Source organism: Halobium salinum (assembly GCF_026586625.1).
GTDB classification, from domain to species: Archaea; Halobacteriota; Halobacteria; order Halobacteriales; family Haloferacaceae; genus Halobium; species Halobium salinum.
Map to the genome: position 1 here is coordinate 140,407 of NZ_JAODIW010000008.1, position 15,080 is coordinate 155,486.

15 protein-coding genes are annotated in these 15,080 nt (G+C 69.3%); 5 read left to right on the forward strand and 10 right to left on the reverse strand.

Annotated features, from left to right (window positions below; translation table 11 throughout):
• Positions 1–218: 218 nt before the first annotated feature.
• Positions 219–1,043, forward strand: coding sequence for an RIO1 family regulatory kinase/ATPase domain-containing protein (locus N5095_RS12845; RefSeq protein ID WP_267623285.1), 825 nt, complete (start codon positions 219–221; stop codon positions 1,041–1,043).
• 57 nt (positions 1,044–1,100) lie between these two features.
• Here the strand turns inward: N5095_RS12845 and N5095_RS12850 are convergent, their stop codons facing one another.
• The 3 genes from N5095_RS12850 to N5095_RS12860 all read right to left on the reverse strand — a co-directional run bounded on the left by N5095_RS12850 (position 1,101) and on the right by N5095_RS12860 (position 4,244).
• Positions 1,101–1,559, reverse strand: coding sequence for a DUF4112 domain-containing protein (locus N5095_RS12850; RefSeq protein WP_267623286.1), 459 nt, complete (start codon positions 1,557–1,559; stop codon positions 1,101–1,103).
• A gap of 88 nt (positions 1,560–1,647) precedes the next feature.
• Positions 1,648–2,748 carry an NAD(P)/FAD-dependent oxidoreductase gene (locus N5095_RS12855; RefSeq protein WP_267623287.1) on the reverse strand — a complete coding sequence of 367 codons (1,101 nt, stop codon included), beginning with the start codon at positions 2,746–2,748 and terminating at the stop codon, positions 1,648–1,650.
• An 80-nt stretch (positions 2,749–2,828) separates the two neighbouring features.
• Entirely contained in the window at positions 2,829–4,244 is a 1,416-nt protein-coding gene (locus N5095_RS12860) for a hypothetical protein (protein ID WP_267623288.1), read from the reverse strand.
• 136 nt (positions 4,245–4,380) lie between these two features.
• Here N5095_RS12860 and N5095_RS12865 point away from each other — a divergent pair, with 136 nt between their 5' ends.
• Positions 4,381–5,919 (forward strand): aldehyde dehydrogenase family protein, encoded by a 1,539-nt coding sequence (locus N5095_RS12865; protein ID WP_267623289.1) that lies wholly within the window; start codon positions 4,381–4,383, stop codon positions 5,917–5,919.
• A 282-nt stretch (positions 5,920–6,201) separates the two neighbouring features.
• On the opposite strand, the gene N5095_RS12870 is transcribed toward N5095_RS12865, so the two are convergent.
• Positions 6,202–6,864, reverse strand: coding sequence for an FxLYD domain-containing protein (locus N5095_RS12870; protein WP_267623290.1), 663 nt, complete (start codon positions 6,862–6,864; stop codon positions 6,202–6,204).
• Between the two features lie 215 nt (positions 6,865–7,079).
• Here N5095_RS12870 and N5095_RS12875 point away from each other — a divergent pair, with 215 nt between their 5' ends.
• Positions 7,080–7,751: a hypothetical protein gene (locus tag N5095_RS12875; RefSeq protein WP_267623291.1), complete on the forward strand. Its 672-nt coding sequence runs from the start codon at positions 7,080–7,082 to the stop codon at positions 7,749–7,751.
• 605 nt (positions 7,752–8,356) lie between these two features.
• On the opposite strand, the gene N5095_RS12880 is transcribed toward N5095_RS12875, so the two are convergent.
• From N5095_RS12880 to N5095_RS12895, 4 genes are all read right to left on the reverse strand, one after another.
• Complete coding sequence (locus tag N5095_RS12880) at positions 8,357–9,166, reverse strand: carbon-nitrogen family hydrolase (RefSeq protein WP_267623292.1); 810 nt, start codon at positions 9,164–9,166, stop codon at positions 8,357–8,359.
• On the reverse strand, positions 9,163–9,594 hold the full coding sequence (locus tag N5095_RS12885; RefSeq protein ID WP_267623293.1) for an SRPBCC family protein: 432 nt from the start codon (positions 9,592–9,594) through the stop codon (positions 9,163–9,165). Before N5095_RS12885 ends, N5095_RS12880 begins: the two co-directional genes overlap by 4 nt.
• Before the next feature lie 149 nt (positions 9,595–9,743).
• Positions 9,744–9,968 (reverse strand): DUF7123 family protein, encoded by a 225-nt coding sequence (locus N5095_RS12890; protein ID WP_267623294.1) that lies wholly within the window; start codon positions 9,966–9,968, stop codon positions 9,744–9,746.
• Between the two features lie 114 nt (positions 9,969–10,082).
• The gene (locus N5095_RS12895) at positions 10,083–10,262 is read right to left on the reverse strand and encodes a DUF7525 family protein (protein ID WP_267623295.1); all 180 of its coding nucleotides are present in this window, start codon (positions 10,260–10,262) and stop codon (positions 10,083–10,085) included.
• Between the two features lie 146 nt (positions 10,263–10,408).
• Between N5095_RS12895 and N5095_RS12900 the strand changes: the two genes are divergently transcribed.
• Together N5095_RS12900 and N5095_RS12905 are read left to right on the forward strand one after the other, a co-directional pair.
• Complete coding sequence (locus tag N5095_RS12900) at positions 10,409–11,605, forward strand: LEA/WHy family protein (protein WP_267623296.1); 1,197 nt, start codon at positions 10,409–10,411, stop codon at positions 11,603–11,605.
• 136 nt (positions 11,606–11,741) lie between these two features.
• Positions 11,742–12,206: a DUF7528 family protein gene (locus N5095_RS12905; RefSeq protein ID WP_267623297.1), complete on the forward strand. Its 465-nt coding sequence runs from the start codon at positions 11,742–11,744 to the stop codon at positions 12,204–12,206.
• Between the two features lie 413 nt (positions 12,207–12,619).
• On the opposite strand, the gene N5095_RS12910 is transcribed toward N5095_RS12905, so the two are convergent.
• Together N5095_RS12910 and N5095_RS12915 are read right to left on the reverse strand one after the other, a co-directional pair.
• Positions 12,620–13,654, reverse strand: a complete 1,035-nt coding sequence (locus N5095_RS12910; RefSeq protein ID WP_267623298.1) for a phosphate signaling complex PhoU family protein — start codon at positions 13,652–13,654, stop codon at positions 12,620–12,622.
• A 138-nt stretch (positions 13,655–13,792) separates the two neighbouring features.
• Positions 13,793–14,926 carry an ATP-NAD kinase family protein gene (locus N5095_RS12915; RefSeq protein WP_267623299.1) on the reverse strand — a complete coding sequence of 378 codons (1,134 nt, stop codon included), beginning with the start codon at positions 14,924–14,926 and terminating at the stop codon, positions 13,793–13,795.
• Between the last annotated feature and the right edge of the window lie 154 nt (positions 14,927–15,080).

Consider the following 15,080-nt stretch of genomic DNA (forward strand, 5'->3'; position numbering starts at 1 on the left):
TTCACCCCCGCCAATGAACGGTTCACACGGTGTCTGCGGGCGAGAGGGGGTCGTCGTAGGAAGTCACAGTCGACGGGGAGGAGTCGGTGCGGAGATGTCGCGGTCGGTGTCGAGGTGTCGCAGTCGACGCGGTGTTGTCGCGGTCGACGGGGGGGACGGCCCTCGAGGCGCCCGCCGGCCGAAGGGTATTATGCCCGCCCCGCTCTTACCGCCTGTCGATGGATTTTCGCCGGTTCGTTCGTGGCGCGGTCGACTGGCCGCGTCTCGAAGCCGTCGCCCGCGAACTCGCGCGACGCTACGGTCGCGAGGAGCTTCACGTCCGCTACCTCGAAGCCGACAACTGGCTCTCCACGCCGATGGTCGTCGACGACGAGTGGTTCGTGAAGGTCGTCTCCAGACAGAACTCGGTCGTCCACGCGCTGTTCACCACGGGCCGGAACCTCGGAGCGTTCTCCTCGGGCACCGAGGGGTTCTTCGAACACTTCGGCACGCCGCTCGACATGGCCGAACACGAGTTGGAGGCGACCGAACGGATGCGCGAAATCGGCGTCAACGCCCCCGCGCCGGTCGAGGCGTTCGAGGTCGACGGGCTCGGCGTGCTCGTCCTCGAGTACCTTCCCGCGTTCCGCTCGCTCGACCAACTCGACCGCGAACGGGAACGCGAGGTCGCGCCACAGCTGTTCGAGTCGCTTCGTCTACTTCACGAGAACGGGCTGGCCCACGGCGACCTCCGGGCCGAGAACGTCCTCATCTGTGACGGCGAACTCTACTTCATCGACGCGACGAGCGTCAGAAAGGACGCCGCCGCCGACGCGCGGGGGTACGACCTCGCCTGTGCGCTCGCGGCGCTCGAACCCCTCATCGGGACGCGTGCCGCGGTCGAGGCGGCCCTCGGCGTCTACGACAGCACCGAACTGCTCGCCGCCCGCGAGTTCCTCGACTTCGTCAACATCCGTCCGGACCACGACTTCGACGCCGCCGCGCTGAAGGGTGAAATCGAGAAGCGCGCCACCGACTCGGGGTCGGGCCACGGCGTCGCCTGAGCGTCGGGGCGCCCGCGTCGGCCGGTTACGAGCCGACTCGGCGCGACCGACGCGACGTTACTCCTCGTCTTCGCTCTCGTCGTCGATGTCGATGGTGACCGCGTCGGTGTCGGGGTCGGAGCCCTCCGTCGTCTCGGCGCGTTCCAGGTGCTTCTCGATGGTATCGACGTTCCACAGGTTCGACCGCCAGAACGTGTCGAACACCGTACCGACGACGGGAATCGAGCCGACGCCGAAGTCGATGCCGGTGAGCAGGAGCATCTTGGCGAGTTCCTCCTTCGGGACGCCCGCACGGGCGCCCTCCGCAACGATGTACAGCGACATTCCGGCGCTGACCGCGTCGCCGCCCACGGGGAGGATGCCGAGGATGGGGTCCAGCCCCACCTCGATGTCGGTGCCGGGGACGGTGAAGGCACTGTCCATCAGGTTCGCGACGTAGCGGGCGCGTTCGAGCGCCGCTTCGGGTGTCGGGTCGGTCATCGACGGGAAGCCATCCGACGCGTCGGGGTCGTCCATGTACCCCTACTGCGCGCGGCGGGAGCAAGTCGTTGGCGGCCGCTTCGTCTCCCGAGCCGTCGGCTCACCGGCCGGGGGTCGCCGCCGTTTACTCGTCGGGACCGAATCCGCTGTCGGCTCCTCGGTCGCGTACCCGTCGCATCGTCGCCCGGAGGTCGTCGGGGACGGCCGGCGCGTCCGGGGCGGACCCGTGGCCCGCGTCCCTCCGGCCGTCCCCGCGCTCGGCTCCTTCGGTACCCTCCGCCGGTCGCGGAAACGCTCTGAGGGCCTTGTGGACCGCGATACCCGTCCGCGCGCCGTCCCCGATGGCGATGGGCGTCTGGTTCTGGCCGTGCGTGAGGTCGCCGGCGGCGTACACGCCGTCGACGCTCGTCCGGCCGACCTCGTCGGCCGCGACGGAGCCGTCCGCGTTCAGGTCGCAGCCGAGGTCGTTTGCCAGCCCGCTCTCGAACGTCCGGCCGTACATCGCGAACCCTCCGAGGTAGTCGCGGCGCTCGCCGTCGGCAAACGTCAACCCGCCGAGCCACAGCTCGTCGCGGTCGTCTGCGGCCTCGTCGGTCGCGTAGGCCCCGTCGACGATGCGGTCGTCGACGGTCACCGAGTAGGCGTCGAGCTGTGCCGCGACCTCGTCGCTCCAAGTCGGGTCGGCGCCGTCGGGAAACAGGTCCACGTCCGCCGTGAAGTTCAGCATCGTCAGCGCCACGTGGGCGGCGTGGTCGTCGTGGCCGAGGACGAACACCGGGCCGTCCGCGAGCCCGTAGGCGTCGCAGTGGAGGCAGTAGTGGAGCCCGCGGCCGGTGAACCGTTCGATTCCGGGGACGCCGGGGTCCTGGTCGCTGAACCCCGTCGCCAGCACGACGGCGTCGGCCCGTACCGTCGAGCGGTCCCCCCGGAGTTCGAAGCGTTCGGGGACGGCGTCGCCCGGCCGTTCGACGGTCTCGACGCGCTCCTCGTACACGTCGCCACCGTACTCGTCGAGCTGTGCTTTCGCCTCGGCGCTCAGTTCGGCGCCGCTGGTCGCCTCCGAGAGCCCGATGAGGTTGTGGACGTGGCTCGCCGACTCGTGACGCCCGCCGACGCCGTCGACGAGGGCGGTCCGATGACCGAGACGCGTCGTGTACAGGGCCGCGGTCGCGCCGGCCGGCCCGCCGCCGACGACCGCGACCTCGTAGGAGGGGTTCCGTCTCACGTCCCCTGGTCCGACGGGCGGACGGTTCCGCGTTGGGGCAGGCGTCGGCCGGCCCGAGTGATCCTCCCCGAAACACTCGCCTACCACCGCTCGACGACGGTCGCGTCCCCGCCGACGGCGACGATACGCTCGTCGCCGGCCGCGACCCCGAACAGGTCCGCCTCGGTCGGTACCGGCACCGCCGTCCACGAGCCGTCGCCCTCGTCGAGGACGACCGTGCCGCCGTCCCCGACCGCGACCCCGAGTCGGGTTCCGGCGTCCCTGTCGACGCCGGCGAGCGTCGACTCGGCGACCCGCTCGGGCGTCCAGACGCCGTCCGCGTGTCGGTGGACGCGGCCGTCCGCCGCGGCGACCTCGACATCGGCTTTCGCGACGGTCGCGTCGCGAAGCGCGTCGGCACCGTCGATGCCGACCGTCTCGAACGTCCCGCCGTCGCCCTCGGCGAGGAACACCGAGCCGTTCGTGTCGCAGGCGACGACGCGTCCCGTGCCCGGGTCGGCCACGACGGCGCTCAGACTCGACCCGCTGCCGGGTTTCGTCGGCTCGTCCCACGTCGGTTCGGCGTCGCCGTCGGTCCGCGACCCCCGCATCACCGCGCCGGAGCCGTTCACGAGGTACACCGTCTCTTCGCCGGCGTCGCCGACGACCGCCACGTCGTTCCAGGTGCTCGTCCGGTCCTCGGGCGCGGAGAGGTCGACGTGTCGCCTCCGCTCGGTGTCGTAGACGCCGAGCGCGCCGCCGTCGCCGGCGACCCAGATGGCCCGTCCGTCGTCGCTGAGGTCGACCCCGCGGAGGGTCTCCCCCTCGGCTCCGGGTCCGTGGCCGAGAATCGACTCCCAGCGGTCGTCCTCGCGAGCGAGGAGAACGCCGCCGTCGCCGACCGCGTAGGCGGCGCCGTCGGCGACGGCGACGGCGTTGAGTGCCGCGTCGGTGGGGACGGTCGCCGTCGTCCACTCGGCCGACGTGACGTCCGCGTCGGCGTCGCGGTCGGTGTCGGTATCCCCGCCCCTGTCGGCGTCGCTCTCAGCGTCGGCGTCACCGTCCGTGTCGACATCCTCGCCCGTATCGGTATGTTCGTCTCCGTGCGCCGACGTGGCGTCGTCGACCCCCGTCGTCGGCGCCCCCTCGGCGGGGTCGGCCGGGTCGGTCGCGGCGGTCGTCGCGTCCGGTTCGCCGCGTTCGTCGGTGGACACAGCGGCCCGTTCGTCGGGAGCGGAGTCGGTCGCGGACCCGTCGCGTGCCGGGTCCGTCGACCGGGAGTCGTCGCCGGTGTCGGCCCCGGTTCGTCGGCTCCCCCGAGTCGCGTAGAGGTACGCCGGCGGGAGGACGTAAATCACGATGCCGGCGACCGCGAACGCCGGGTTCCCGGCGACCGAGTAGAGCAGTGCGAACAGCGTGAGCAGCGCCGCCGCTCCGGCGTGAATCCCCGACCGCCCGTACCGACGGAAGAACGACACGAAATCGTCGCCCTCGCGTCCGGTCGTCTCGGTAGCCATTACCCGGCCGTTCGCCGGTGAGACGTTTCAGGCTTGTCGCCGTCGCGGATACTGTCGCGGCCGCGCGACGTGTCAGGCGTCACCCGGCGTCCAACCACCTGGATTTTTCTCCCCCGCTCTCGCAAGTTTTACCGACATGAGTCAGCAGACAGCCGAGGTCTATCAGCACTACATCGGCGGCGAGTGGACCGACGGCGAGGGAGAGGAGACGTTCGAGAGCGAGAACCCGGCGACCGGCGAGACGCTCGGGGAGTTCACACGCGGCACCGAGGCGGACGTCGACCGCGCGATGACTGCGGCCGACGAGGCGTTCGAGGAGTGGCGCGCGCTCTCGCGAATCGAGCGCGCCGAGTACCTCTGGGACATCTACCAGGAGCTCAAAGACCGCCACGACGAACTCGGCGAGGTCGTCACGAAGGAGTGCGGCAAGGAGATTTCGGAAGGGAAGGCCGACGTGGCCGAGGCGTGGCACATGGTCGAGTGGGCCGCCGGCGACGCCCGCCACCCGAAGGGCGACGTGGTACCCAGCGAAATCGCCGAGAAGGACGCGTACATGCGCCGCAAGCCCCGCGGCGTCGTCGGCTGCATCACGCCGTGGAACTTCCCGGTCGCCATCCCGTTCTGGCACATGGCCGTCGCCCTCGTGGAGGGGAACACGGTCGTCTGGAAGCCCGCCGAGCAGACGCCGTGGTGCGGGCAGATAATCGCCGAGATGTTCGAGTCGACCGGCATCCCCGACGGCGTGTTCAACATGGTTCAGGGCTTTGGTGACGCCGGCGCCGCCGTCGTCGACGACGAGCGCACCGCCACGGTCCTGTTCACGGGGAGCGCCGAGGTCGGCCACCAGGTCGCCCAGGAGGTCGCCCAGAAGCCCGGCACGCTCGCGGCGTGTGAGATGGGCGGGAAGAACGGCATCGTAATCACCGAGAACGCGGACCTCGACATCGCCGTCCACTCGGCCATCATGTCGAGCTTCAAGACGACCGGCCAGCGCTGTGTCTCCTCGGAGCGCCTCATCGTCCACGAGGACGTGTACGACGAGTTCAAGGAGCGCTACGTCGACATCGCGAAGGAAGTCTCCGTCGGCGACCCCCTCGACGAGGGGACGTTCATGGGGCCGCTCATCGAGGCCGAGCACAAGGAGAAGGTCACGAAGTACAACCAGCTCGCCGAGGACGAGGACGTGAACGTGCTCGTCGACCGCACCGAACTCGACGAGAGCGAGATTCCCGACGGCCACGAGGGCGGTCACTGGGTCGGCCCGTTCGTCTACGAGGCCGACGCGGGCGCCGACCTGCGCTGCACCCACGAGGAGGTGTTCGGTCCGCATGTCGCCCTCCTCGAATACTCCGGCGACGTCGACGACGCCATCGAGATTCACAACGACACCGAGTACGGCCTCGCCGGCGCCATCATCTCCGAGGACTACCGGCAGATCAACCGCTTCCGCGACCGCGCCGAAATCGGCCTCGCGTACGGCAACCTCCCCTGCATCGGTGCGGAGGTCCAGCTTCCCTTCGGCGGCGTGAAGAAGTCCGGCAACGGCTACCCGAGCGCCCGAGAGGTCATCGAGGCCGTCACCGAGCGCACCGCGTGGACGCTCAACAACTCGAAGGACATCCAGATGGCCCAGGGGCTGTCTGCCGATATCAAGACGAGCGGGCAGGACGACTAAGCGCAACGACGCCGGGCAGTCTCGGCTGCCTGGCCATCACTGACGCGGTAGTGCAGGTGGCCGAACGCAACGGCGCGGGTGGGCTCGTCCGTCTGCGACTCGCCGAAGCGACCGCGTGACGACTCGGGTTCGGGACGACCGGTTTGCGGCTGCTGACCGAGTTACCGACGCGACAACGCGAGAATCACGACGGAGCGTAGCGACCCCGGCGCGGCCGCTGTGAGGGTGATTTTCAAAGAAAGTCGATGTGAGTCGGACGCGAACTGAACGCCGTTCGGCGCGTCAGTTCGCGGTCGTGTTGCCGGCCGTCGAATTACCCATCGTCTCGTTGCCCATCGTCGTGTTTCCGGTCGCGTTGCCGCCCGAGAGGTTCCCCTCGTCGCCGGCCGTCTGTGCGACGTCGCCGTCGAGGTTGACCGTGTAGTTCGTCACTTCGGCCATCTGGGCCTCCTCGAACACGACGTCGAAGTCCCAGGACTCTCCCGTCGGGAGGCCGGCGGTCTGGGCCTCCTCGGTTTCGTCGACGAACTCGTAGAGGACCTCACCTTGGTCGTCCTGGAGCGTGACCTCGGCTTCGACGGTCTCGTAGGCCTGCTCACCGGTGTTCTCGACCGTCCCGCGGAGACCGACCTCGCCGTTGGTCTGGTAGAGTTCACGGGTCGTGACCTCCAGACCCTCGGGCGAATCACCGATTTCACCGTCGACGTCGACGACGTCGCCGTCGGTCCCTGCGGCACTCTCGTTGCCGCCGGACTCGTTGCCGGCCATCGACTCGTTACCCGCCATCGACTCGTTGCCGGCGGTCCCGTTGTCGGTGGCCTCACTACCGCTCTCGTTCTCTGCGGAGGCGTTCTCGCTCCCGCCACCCGACTGTCCGCCACAGCCGGCGAGCGCCATCCCGCCGGCGACCGCGCCTGCCGTCTTCAGCAGTTTGCGTCGATGCATCACGTCCACGTGCTCACGAAACGGGGTTACCGAGTGAGGCTGTATTTACAGCCCTTTTTCCGACGGTCGGGGGACCGCCGGGGCAACGCCCCCACCGCGAGAGCGTTTGACACGGTCCCGTACGGGTTCGGCGCCCTCCCCGGTTCCCTGCCCATAATCGTTTTGCGCACACGGTCCTTCCCTGCGGACGAGTAGCTCTCCTCCAGACCCCTACCATGACTACCGACACCGTCTCCGACACGTTCGCGGGGAACGCACTGCGTATCCGGGCGGCCGGCGGCGCTAGCCTGCTCGGCGCCCTACTGATGACGTTCGCCGTCCTCCGCCGGGCCACCGCCGACTTCACCAACTTCGGGCCGGTCGACGACGGCGTGCTGTTCGACGTCCAGCGCGTCGTCTTCCGCGTCGACAACGGCGTGCTCGTGCTCTCCATCGCCCTGCTGTTCATCGGGCTTCTCGGGCTCTGGACCCGCCAACAGTGGGTCTCCGGCTGGCTGTGGAACGCCGGCATCGCCGCCACCGGCGGCGGGTTCATCCTCGCTCTGCTCTCGGCGGTCGCCCAGACCGCCTTCGTCGGGAGCGACACCGCCCTCGGCGGCGTCGTCGGCATCGGCTTCGCCCTCGGAAACTTCCTGTTTTTCATGGGCGGGCTCCCGCTCGGTCTCGCGCTGTACCTGCAGGCCGAACCGGCCATCCTGAAGATAGCCGGCCTCGCACTGATGGGCGCCGGCCCCTCGCTGTCGATGGCCGCGATGTTCTACACCGTGAACACCGTCCTCGGTGCCCTGCTGTTCGTCGGCCCCATCGCCACCGCCTGGGGGCTCGTCGGTTACTACCTCGTCGCCGAGGGGACCGGGGCCCCGATGCCGCTGCGCGGTTGGGCCTGAGCACTCCCTGTTCGACGTTCGACCGTCGTCCGACGCTCAACTTTCGGCTCGCCGCGTCTCCAATACCGACCCCGATACGGCGCGGACCCTCCGCGCCGACCGTCGATGACAGACGGCCGACACCGACGGCTCACGGTGGACGGTCGACGGTGAACGCACCGTGGTCGGCGCGTGCGAGAATCGGGAATGCCGACGCGTCGCTCGGGGGCGGGGTTCGAGTCGAGAGGACGACGTCGGTACGGGTCGACTCCACGGAGCGAGGCGCACGAGCGGAGCGCCGTCGCTCCCTGGAAGTTGGAACGCCCCTGCCGGGCTCAGGGGCGGGCGTCGTCACGCCTTGAGTCGGCGGCTGTCCGGCCGCCGGTCGCGGTACCACAGCGGACCCCTACGCCGTGGATGTGCGCGGTTTCGTGCCGGAATGACGAGAAAAGCGTCAATCACCGGCATCAGTTCGTTGCGCTCCCCCTTTAATAAACCCTTCGACCGCGAGTACGCGACGTCGTCACACGCTCACGTGTCCGGGAGCGTCGCTCCCGGCGACCGGAGTGGGACCGAGCGGTCGTGGGTCGCTCGGGGCGGCCGTGGTTCAGTCGGGGGGCTGTCGTTCACTCCCGACGGTCGCCGAGCGCCGGGAACTCCTCGCGGACGGCGTCGACGCGCTCGGGGTCGACCTCCGCCGTGACGAGCGCGGGGTCGTCGCCGGCGCTCGCGAGCGTCGTCCCCCACGGGTCGTAGACGGTGGAGCGCCCGAGCAGCGTCGCCGACTCGAACTCGGTTGCCCCGTTGACCGTCGCGACGTAACAGAGGTTCTCGATGGCGCGGGCGCGCGGGAGCGTCGTCCAGTGCTCCACCCGGGGGTAGGGCCACGCGCTGGGGACGAGCACGAGCGTCGCGCCGGCGTCGGCCAGTTCGCGGTACAGTTCGGGAAAGCGTAGGTCGTAGCAGGTGGTGACGCCGACCTCGAACCCCTCGAAGCGCGTCGTCTCGACGGCGTCCCCGGGGGTGAGCAGACGCGACTCGGCGGATTCGTAGCCGAACAGGTGATGCTTGCGGTAGACCGCTCGGCGTTTCCCGTCCCGGTCGTAGAACACCGCCGTGTTCGCGAGCCCCTCCGCGGCGGGGACGTCGACGCCGGCCTCGGCGCTCTCGGCGAGGTCCTCGACGTGGCTCCCGGCGAGCAGGCCGACGCCGTGGTCGGCGGCGAGGTCGGCGAGGCGGGAGAACGTCGGTCCGTCGAGCCCCTCGGCGTCGCGGGCGTACGACTCGAAGGCGAAGTAGCCGACGGTGAACAGCTCCGGGAGGGCGACGAGGTCGGCCCCCCTGCTCGCGGCGTCCGCGACGGCCGCGGCGGCGCGGTCGACGTTCCCCTGCACGTCGCCGGCCTCCTGGTCGAGCTGTGCGAGTGCGAGCTTCATGCTTTCAGTTCCAGGTCGCGCCGGAGCGCCGCCTCGAGGTTGTCGAGCTCGCGGTCGAGATTGCGCTTGAAGAACTTCTCGACGCCGGGGAGTTTCCCGTCGACGACGAACTCGTTCTGTAGCGTCGTCCCCGACTCGGTCGACTCGATGGTGTGCTCGCCGGTGACGCGCATCGCACGGGAGCGCCCGACGAACTTCACGTAGCGGGGCTCCTCGCGGGTCACGTCCTCGGTCTCGACGGCGACCGTCGAGGAGATGAGGGGGATGGGGAGTTTCACGTGCCAGGTGGCCGTACGACCGTCGTCACCGACGTCGTACTCGTCGACGACGCTGATGGCGGCGGCTCGTTTCTCGGGGTCGGCGATGAACGCCCAGACCTCCTCGGGGTCGGCGTCGAACTCGAAGGTCCGGCTGACGCGGACAGTCATGAACGAGGGTACGGACGAGAGCGGTAAAAGCGTGGTAGCTCGCGGACGCTATCGTACATCGTCTATCGTCTGGGTCCGTCGACGACTCCCGTGGTCGGTCTCTCGGGACACGGGGACGGTGGCCTCGGGACACGGAGAGGAGGTCTCGATTAGCTGAGCGTGACGCGCCAGGTCGTCGAGCGGGCCCGACCCCACTTCTCGATGTCGACGTCCTCCGACTCCTCTGCGAGCCGCGGCAGCCGGGAGCCGACCTGCTTCGCCGAGAGCCCGATGGCTTCGGCGATGTTCTTCGCGCGGAAGTATCGCTCGCCACCGGTTACGCTGTCGTGGAGGTAGGAGAGGATGCGTCGGTCCTCGTCGCTCATTTCGCTCATTCCCGGCGACGATTGGAGCGTGAGGATATTAACGGTTGTCGCTTACCAGTATGCTTGCTTGTCGGGACCGGTCCGCCCGGCCCGCTCGGTCTACCAGTCCGGCGGTCCGACGGGCTACCAGTACGCCTGCGCACCGACGACCGCGAGCGCGGCCGCCGTCATCGCCGCGGCGAACCCCCACGCCGCCGTCGACTGGTCCCCCACGAGCATCACGACCGCGCCGCCGAGCGCGAGCACCGAGCAGACGACGGCGAGGCCGACGCCCATGTCCGAATCCGCTGTGGCCGTTTCCATACCCGGAGGTGCGCCGGGCCGACCTAATACGTTGTGTTCCTGTCCGCTCCGGGGCCGACGCGCGTCTGACACCCCCGTCGGCTCCCCCTCGGCGCCGCTACCTCGAGCCGCGTGAGATTTATACGATTGTATGACTGTCTCCGATTATGGATAGAATTCGGGCACTGCTGTCGGGCACTCGTCGGTTGGTGACCGTCGCGGCCGTCCTCGTCCTCGTCGCCGCCGGCGTGGCGGTGGCGACGGGCGTCTTCGGCGCCCCGTCGGTGGCGGGCGTCGACAACCGTTTCGGCCCCGTCGACGACGAGACGACCGCCGTCGAGACCGACCTCCACGTGTCGAACCCGAACCCACTCGGCGTGTCGTTCGGGGACGCGACGGTCGACTACGCGGTGTCGATGAACGGGGTCGGGATGGCCGAAGGGACGAAGTCGGGCGTCGCGCTCGACCGCGGAGCGTCGACCCTCGCCTTTCGCACCGACATGCACAACGAGCGCATCCCCGACTGGTGGGTGAGCCACGTCCGAAACGACGAGCGGACGACGCTGACCGTCGACGCGTCGGTCTCCTCGCCCCTCCTCGGCGGAGCGGGCGTCGACGCGCCGGCGGTCGAGCGCGAGGTCGAAACGGACCTCGTCGGCGGGTTCGCCTCGAACGAGACGCGGCCGGTGAACGCGAGCCGGCCGCTCGTCTCGGACCCCGTCCTCTACGTCAACGAGACCGACGCCGCGTGGGGCGAGGTGAACGACTCCGCGACGCCCATCGACACGAACTTCACGCTCTACAACCCGAAGCCGGTCCCCGTCGCGCTGACGGAGGTCGGCTACACCGTGACGATGAACGACGTGACCGTCGGCCAGGGGGCATCCGACCGCACGTACGTCGTCCCGAGCGGGGAGGCTCGCACGCTGGAGACGACGACGCGAATCGACAACTCGGAGCTCGACGAGTGGTGGGTCAGCCACCTCCAGCGGAACCAGACCACCGACCTCCGCATCGAGTTCTACGCGACGCTCCGAGTCGGCGGCGACTCGATTCGCGTCCCGCTGGACTCGCTGACCTACGAGAAGACGTTCGAGACGGACGTGTTCGGGACGAAGGCCGACGGGGGCGAGGTCGCGAACGCGAGTGGAGGGTCGACGACCGCGACCACCACGGCGACCGACGGCGAGTCGGGGTCCGAGGGGACGACGGGTACGACGGCCGGCGGGTCGACGACGACCGCGACCACCACGACCGACGCCGGCGGTCTGTTCGGAGGCGGCGACGGGAACGGGAGCGCCGGCGACGGCGGCGGACCGGGGACGACCACGACCGACGACGGCCTGCTCGGCCTCCGGTCGTAGCGAGGTCGCGACGCTCTCCGTCGCGGGCGGCGATGGCTTTTTCACCCGGTGTGTCATACGACCACGTACATGTCCCGGAGTACCCAGTCTCCTGGTCGAGTTCTCCTCGCGTGATGAGGAACCCGACACGGTAGACGTGACTGCGGACGGGGAATCGATTCTGCTGACGGTCGACGGTACGGAGCACGAGCTCTCCAGAGCCGACGCCGCGGGGTTGCAGGAGGCGCTGGGGACGGCGCTGACCGAGAAGCGCGAGTTCTTCCGCACCGCCGGCGAGTACCGCGAGGACGGCAGCTACGTCGTCTCCCGGCGCGGCGCCGACTCGACGGGCAACGCCAAAGTGTTCGACTCGTTCGACGCTCTGCGCCGACTGTTCGGCCGCCTGCCCGAGGAGTTCACCGCCGAGGCGGTGGGCCGTTCGGGTATCACCGGCTCGCGTCGACACATGGTGTTACAGCACTTCGCGGAGCATCCGGCGTTCGACTGCGAAATCAGCCACCGGAACCCGATGACCGCGCGGAAGACGGGCGAGTCCGTGAGCGAGGTGGCGCCGGTGGCGACGGTCGAGAACCAGACCGAGCCGGAGGTGCCCGCGGACTGAGTCGGAGTCGGAGATAGTAGGCCGGAGTTCTCTCCCGACGGCGGGCAAACCGAACGCGGTGAGCGTCGAGACTACCGAGTCACAACGAGACGCCACATCCTCCCCAGCCGACTGCGATGCTCGCTCGCTGCGGTCGCTGCGCTTCTCGTCCCTCGCACGGCCTCGCTCGCCGACGAACCGGCTCGCGGCGCGCGCCTCGTGTCGCCCGCGGCACGAGCGTTCGTGCGAGGGATGGCTGAGCGACCGAGTGAAACGAGGGAGCGAAGGAAACGGTTGGGGAGGGTGTGGCAATTCGCTGTGACTCGGAAGTCGCTCGACACCCCGCGGTAGCAGGCGCCACGCGCTTCCGACTACCTGTAAAAGATGAAAGAATCCGAAACGAAGCGCGCCCGAAAACGACTACAGCCCAGAACTCACCTGATGGTGACGTGCTCGTTCTCCTCGTTGAGCGCGAGGTTCGCCGCGATCTCCGCGTTGCGCATCGCGTACTGGGCGGTCTGCTGGAGGCTGACGAGCACCTCCCGCACCCGTAGCAGGGCCCGGTTGTCCATCTCGGGGAGGTCGTTCAGAATCTCGGACTCCCGGTCGCCGATCTGCCTGAACAGGTGACGCACCTCGATGGTCTTGTCGTAGTCGCGGTCGACGACCGCCTCGACGGCCTTCACCGTTATCTCGTCGACCTGGTCGGTGAACTCCCGGATGCGTCGCATCGTCCCCGAGTCCACGTCGAGGGTGTGGCCCTCGGTCTCCAGGACGATGTCCGCGATATCCTCCGCGTTGTCGGCGGTGAGTTCGAGGTTCTTCGCCACGGAACGGTAGCCGATGAGCGGGAAGCCCGACTCGAGCCCCACGGCCCGGCAGAGGTTCGGGTTCTGGTAGGCGGTGAAGATGAGCCGCAGGAGGAGGACGAATATCTTGTTCGCCTGCCGCTCCCGGTTGAGCGCGCGCTGAGCGAGGTCGGGGTTGCCGTGAGCCAGCGCCTTGACCGCCTCGCCCCGCATCGTGCTCCCCGTGCTCTCGAGTCGCTTGAGGAGGTTGTCGAGCGTGAAGTCCTCAGGGTCCACCGAACAGCGGATGGCGATGTTCTCGGGTGTCTCCTCGATGACGCCGAGCCCCATCAACTGCGTCTCGGCCTTGTAGACGGCGTTGATCTGCTCGCTGTCCAGGGCGCCCTCGTCGGACTGGACGTGGATGACCCGCCGACCGAGGACATACTGGGCGAGGATGGCCCGCTCGAGGGAGTTTGCGTCGAGGTTGTCCGCGTGGAGGATGGCCTCGGAGTCCTCCGTGCTCGCCGACTCGGGGAGGACGGTGAGGGTACCCTTGCCGCCCATCCGAATCGACACCTCGTCGCCCTTGTTCACGCCGTGTTCCTTCGCCCACTCCGCGGGTAACGTCATCGCAAGCGTCGAAGGCCCCAGCCGCTGGACCTTGCGCGTCTCGACCATGGCACTCGGTACCCCTTGTAGGACCTTAATCTTGCCCCTCCAATCCTTATATGTTCATAATGAACGTCCGGCCGGCGGATGCGCCCCGGTCTCGGCCCGCGGCACGGGCTCGGTCCTCGGGGGAGGCTCGGTCCCCGCCTACTCGACCCGCATCATCCGGCGCTCGAAGCGGCCGACGCGGACCTTCGTCCACCCGCGGAGCGCGGCGTCGAGTTCTGGGTCGTCGGTGTCGACCCGGAGGCTGTCCAGCCCGTCGAGCTTCGCGCGGGAGGCGACGACCTCCACGTCGCAGCGTCGGATGACGGCGGGGGAGAGCTGTGGGTTCCCCCGACCGAAGACGAACCCCTGCCCGCCGATGGGGGAGACGACGATGACGTTCCGGTCGCCGAGGGCGTCGAGAATCTCGGTCTCGCTCCCGTCGCGGACCAAAAGCTCCCCGCGACGAGAGCGCCCCTCGCTCTCGTCTGCTCCCGAGTCCTCGTCGGACTCGGGGACGACTCGCCACACGTCGACGCCCAGCGGCGACCCCTCGAAACCGAGTTCCGCTTTGACGGCGCCGACGGTGCTCCCCGGGCCGAGCACGTAGGTGACACCGGGTTCGACTGCGTCGGCGACGCCCTTCGCGAGCGCTTCGACGGTCCCGCCCCCCAACTGTTTGGAAGACTGGAGGTCGTCGGCGACGGGCACTCGAACCACGGCACGGAGTTCGGGGTGGACCTCCCCGGAACGGTACTCGTCCTCGTCGATGTCCATCACCTCGCGGCTCTCGGTCCGGTCGAAGGTGGCGGCGACCTCGCCGGCGTCCTCCGGAGAGACGGCGAACACCGAGGAGTAGACCTTGACGCCCGCCGGCACGCCGAGCACGGGAACCTCCCCCTCGGCACCCGTCGCGTCGAGCGCGTCGGCCACGTCCGCGGCGGTGCCGTCGCCGCCGACGAACAGCACGAGGTCGACGCCGGCGTCGGCGAACCGCTCGACGGCCGCGCGGGTGTCGGCCGCGCTCGTCTCCCCGTCTTCGAGGCTCGGGTCGCCGACGACTTGGGGGTCGAAGCCGGCCGCGCGGGCCTCGGCCTCGCCCATCGGGTCGCCGTAGGTCAGGAGGGTGACCCCGGGCGCGGCGTCGGAGAGTGCGTCAAGCGCGCGCCGGGCGCGGTCCGGTGCGCGGGGGGCTGCGCCCCGCTCGCGCGCCTCCGCGACCTTTCCGTCGGTCCCCTTCAACCCGACCCGTCCGCCCATCCCGGCGACGGGGTTGAGCACGAAGCCGATTCGCATACCGGGAGCGCGGCCCGCTCGGAGAAAGTCGCGTCGGTTCACGGGAAGGGGGTTAACTGTTTAGGCGCCGGGGTTAGGTGACCCGACCCGATAGCACGGATGCGGACGGGACGGACCGTCGACTGACCGACCGAAGCCGGTTCGCGTCAGGTCG

Excerpts from the sequence above, each read along its gene's own strand:
- N5095_RS12915 (WP_267623299.1), bottom strand. The coding sequence starts at position 14,926 with ATGCGAATCGGCTTCGTGCTCAACCCCGTCGCCGGGATGGGCGGACGG.
- N5095_RS12875 (WP_267623291.1), top strand. The coding sequence starts at position 7,080 with ATGACTACCGACACCGTCTCCGACACGTTCGCGGGGAACGCACTGCGT.
- N5095_RS12885 (WP_267623293.1), bottom strand. The coding sequence starts at position 9,594 with ATGACTGTCCGCGTCAGCCGGACCTTCGAGTTCGACGCCGACCCCGAG.
- N5095_RS12900 (WP_267623296.1), top strand. The coding sequence starts at position 10,409 with ATGGATAGAATTCGGGCACTGCTGTCGGGCACTCGTCGGTTGGTGACC.
- N5095_RS12895 (WP_267623295.1), bottom strand. The coding sequence starts at position 10,262 with ATGGAAACGGCCACAGCGGATTCGGACATGGGCGTCGGCCTCGCCGTC.
- N5095_RS12880 (WP_267623292.1), bottom strand. The coding sequence starts at position 9,166 with ATGAAGCTCGCACTCGCACAGCTCGACCAGGAGGCCGGCGACGTGCAG.
- N5095_RS12910 (WP_267623298.1), bottom strand. The coding sequence starts at position 13,654 with ATGGTCGAGACGCGCAAGGTCCAGCGGCTGGGGCCTTCGACGCTTGCG.
- N5095_RS12845 (WP_267623285.1), top strand. The coding sequence starts at position 219 with ATGGATTTTCGCCGGTTCGTTCGTGGCGCGGTCGACTGGCCGCGTCTC.
- N5095_RS12850 (WP_267623286.1), bottom strand. The coding sequence starts at position 1,559 with ATGGACGACCCCGACGCGTCGGATGGCTTCCCGTCGATGACCGACCCG.
- N5095_RS12860 (WP_267623288.1), bottom strand. The coding sequence starts at position 4,244 with ATGGCTACCGAGACGACCGGACGCGAGGGCGACGATTTCGTGTCGTTC.
- N5095_RS12865 (WP_267623289.1), top strand. The coding sequence starts at position 4,381 with ATGAGTCAGCAGACAGCCGAGGTCTATCAGCACTACATCGGCGGCGAG.
- N5095_RS12870 (WP_267623290.1), bottom strand. The coding sequence starts at position 6,864 with ATGCATCGACGCAAACTGCTGAAGACGGCAGGCGCGGTCGCCGGCGGG.
- N5095_RS12890 (WP_267623294.1), bottom strand. The coding sequence starts at position 9,968 with ATGAGCGAAATGAGCGACGAGGACCGACGCATCCTCTCCTACCTCCAC.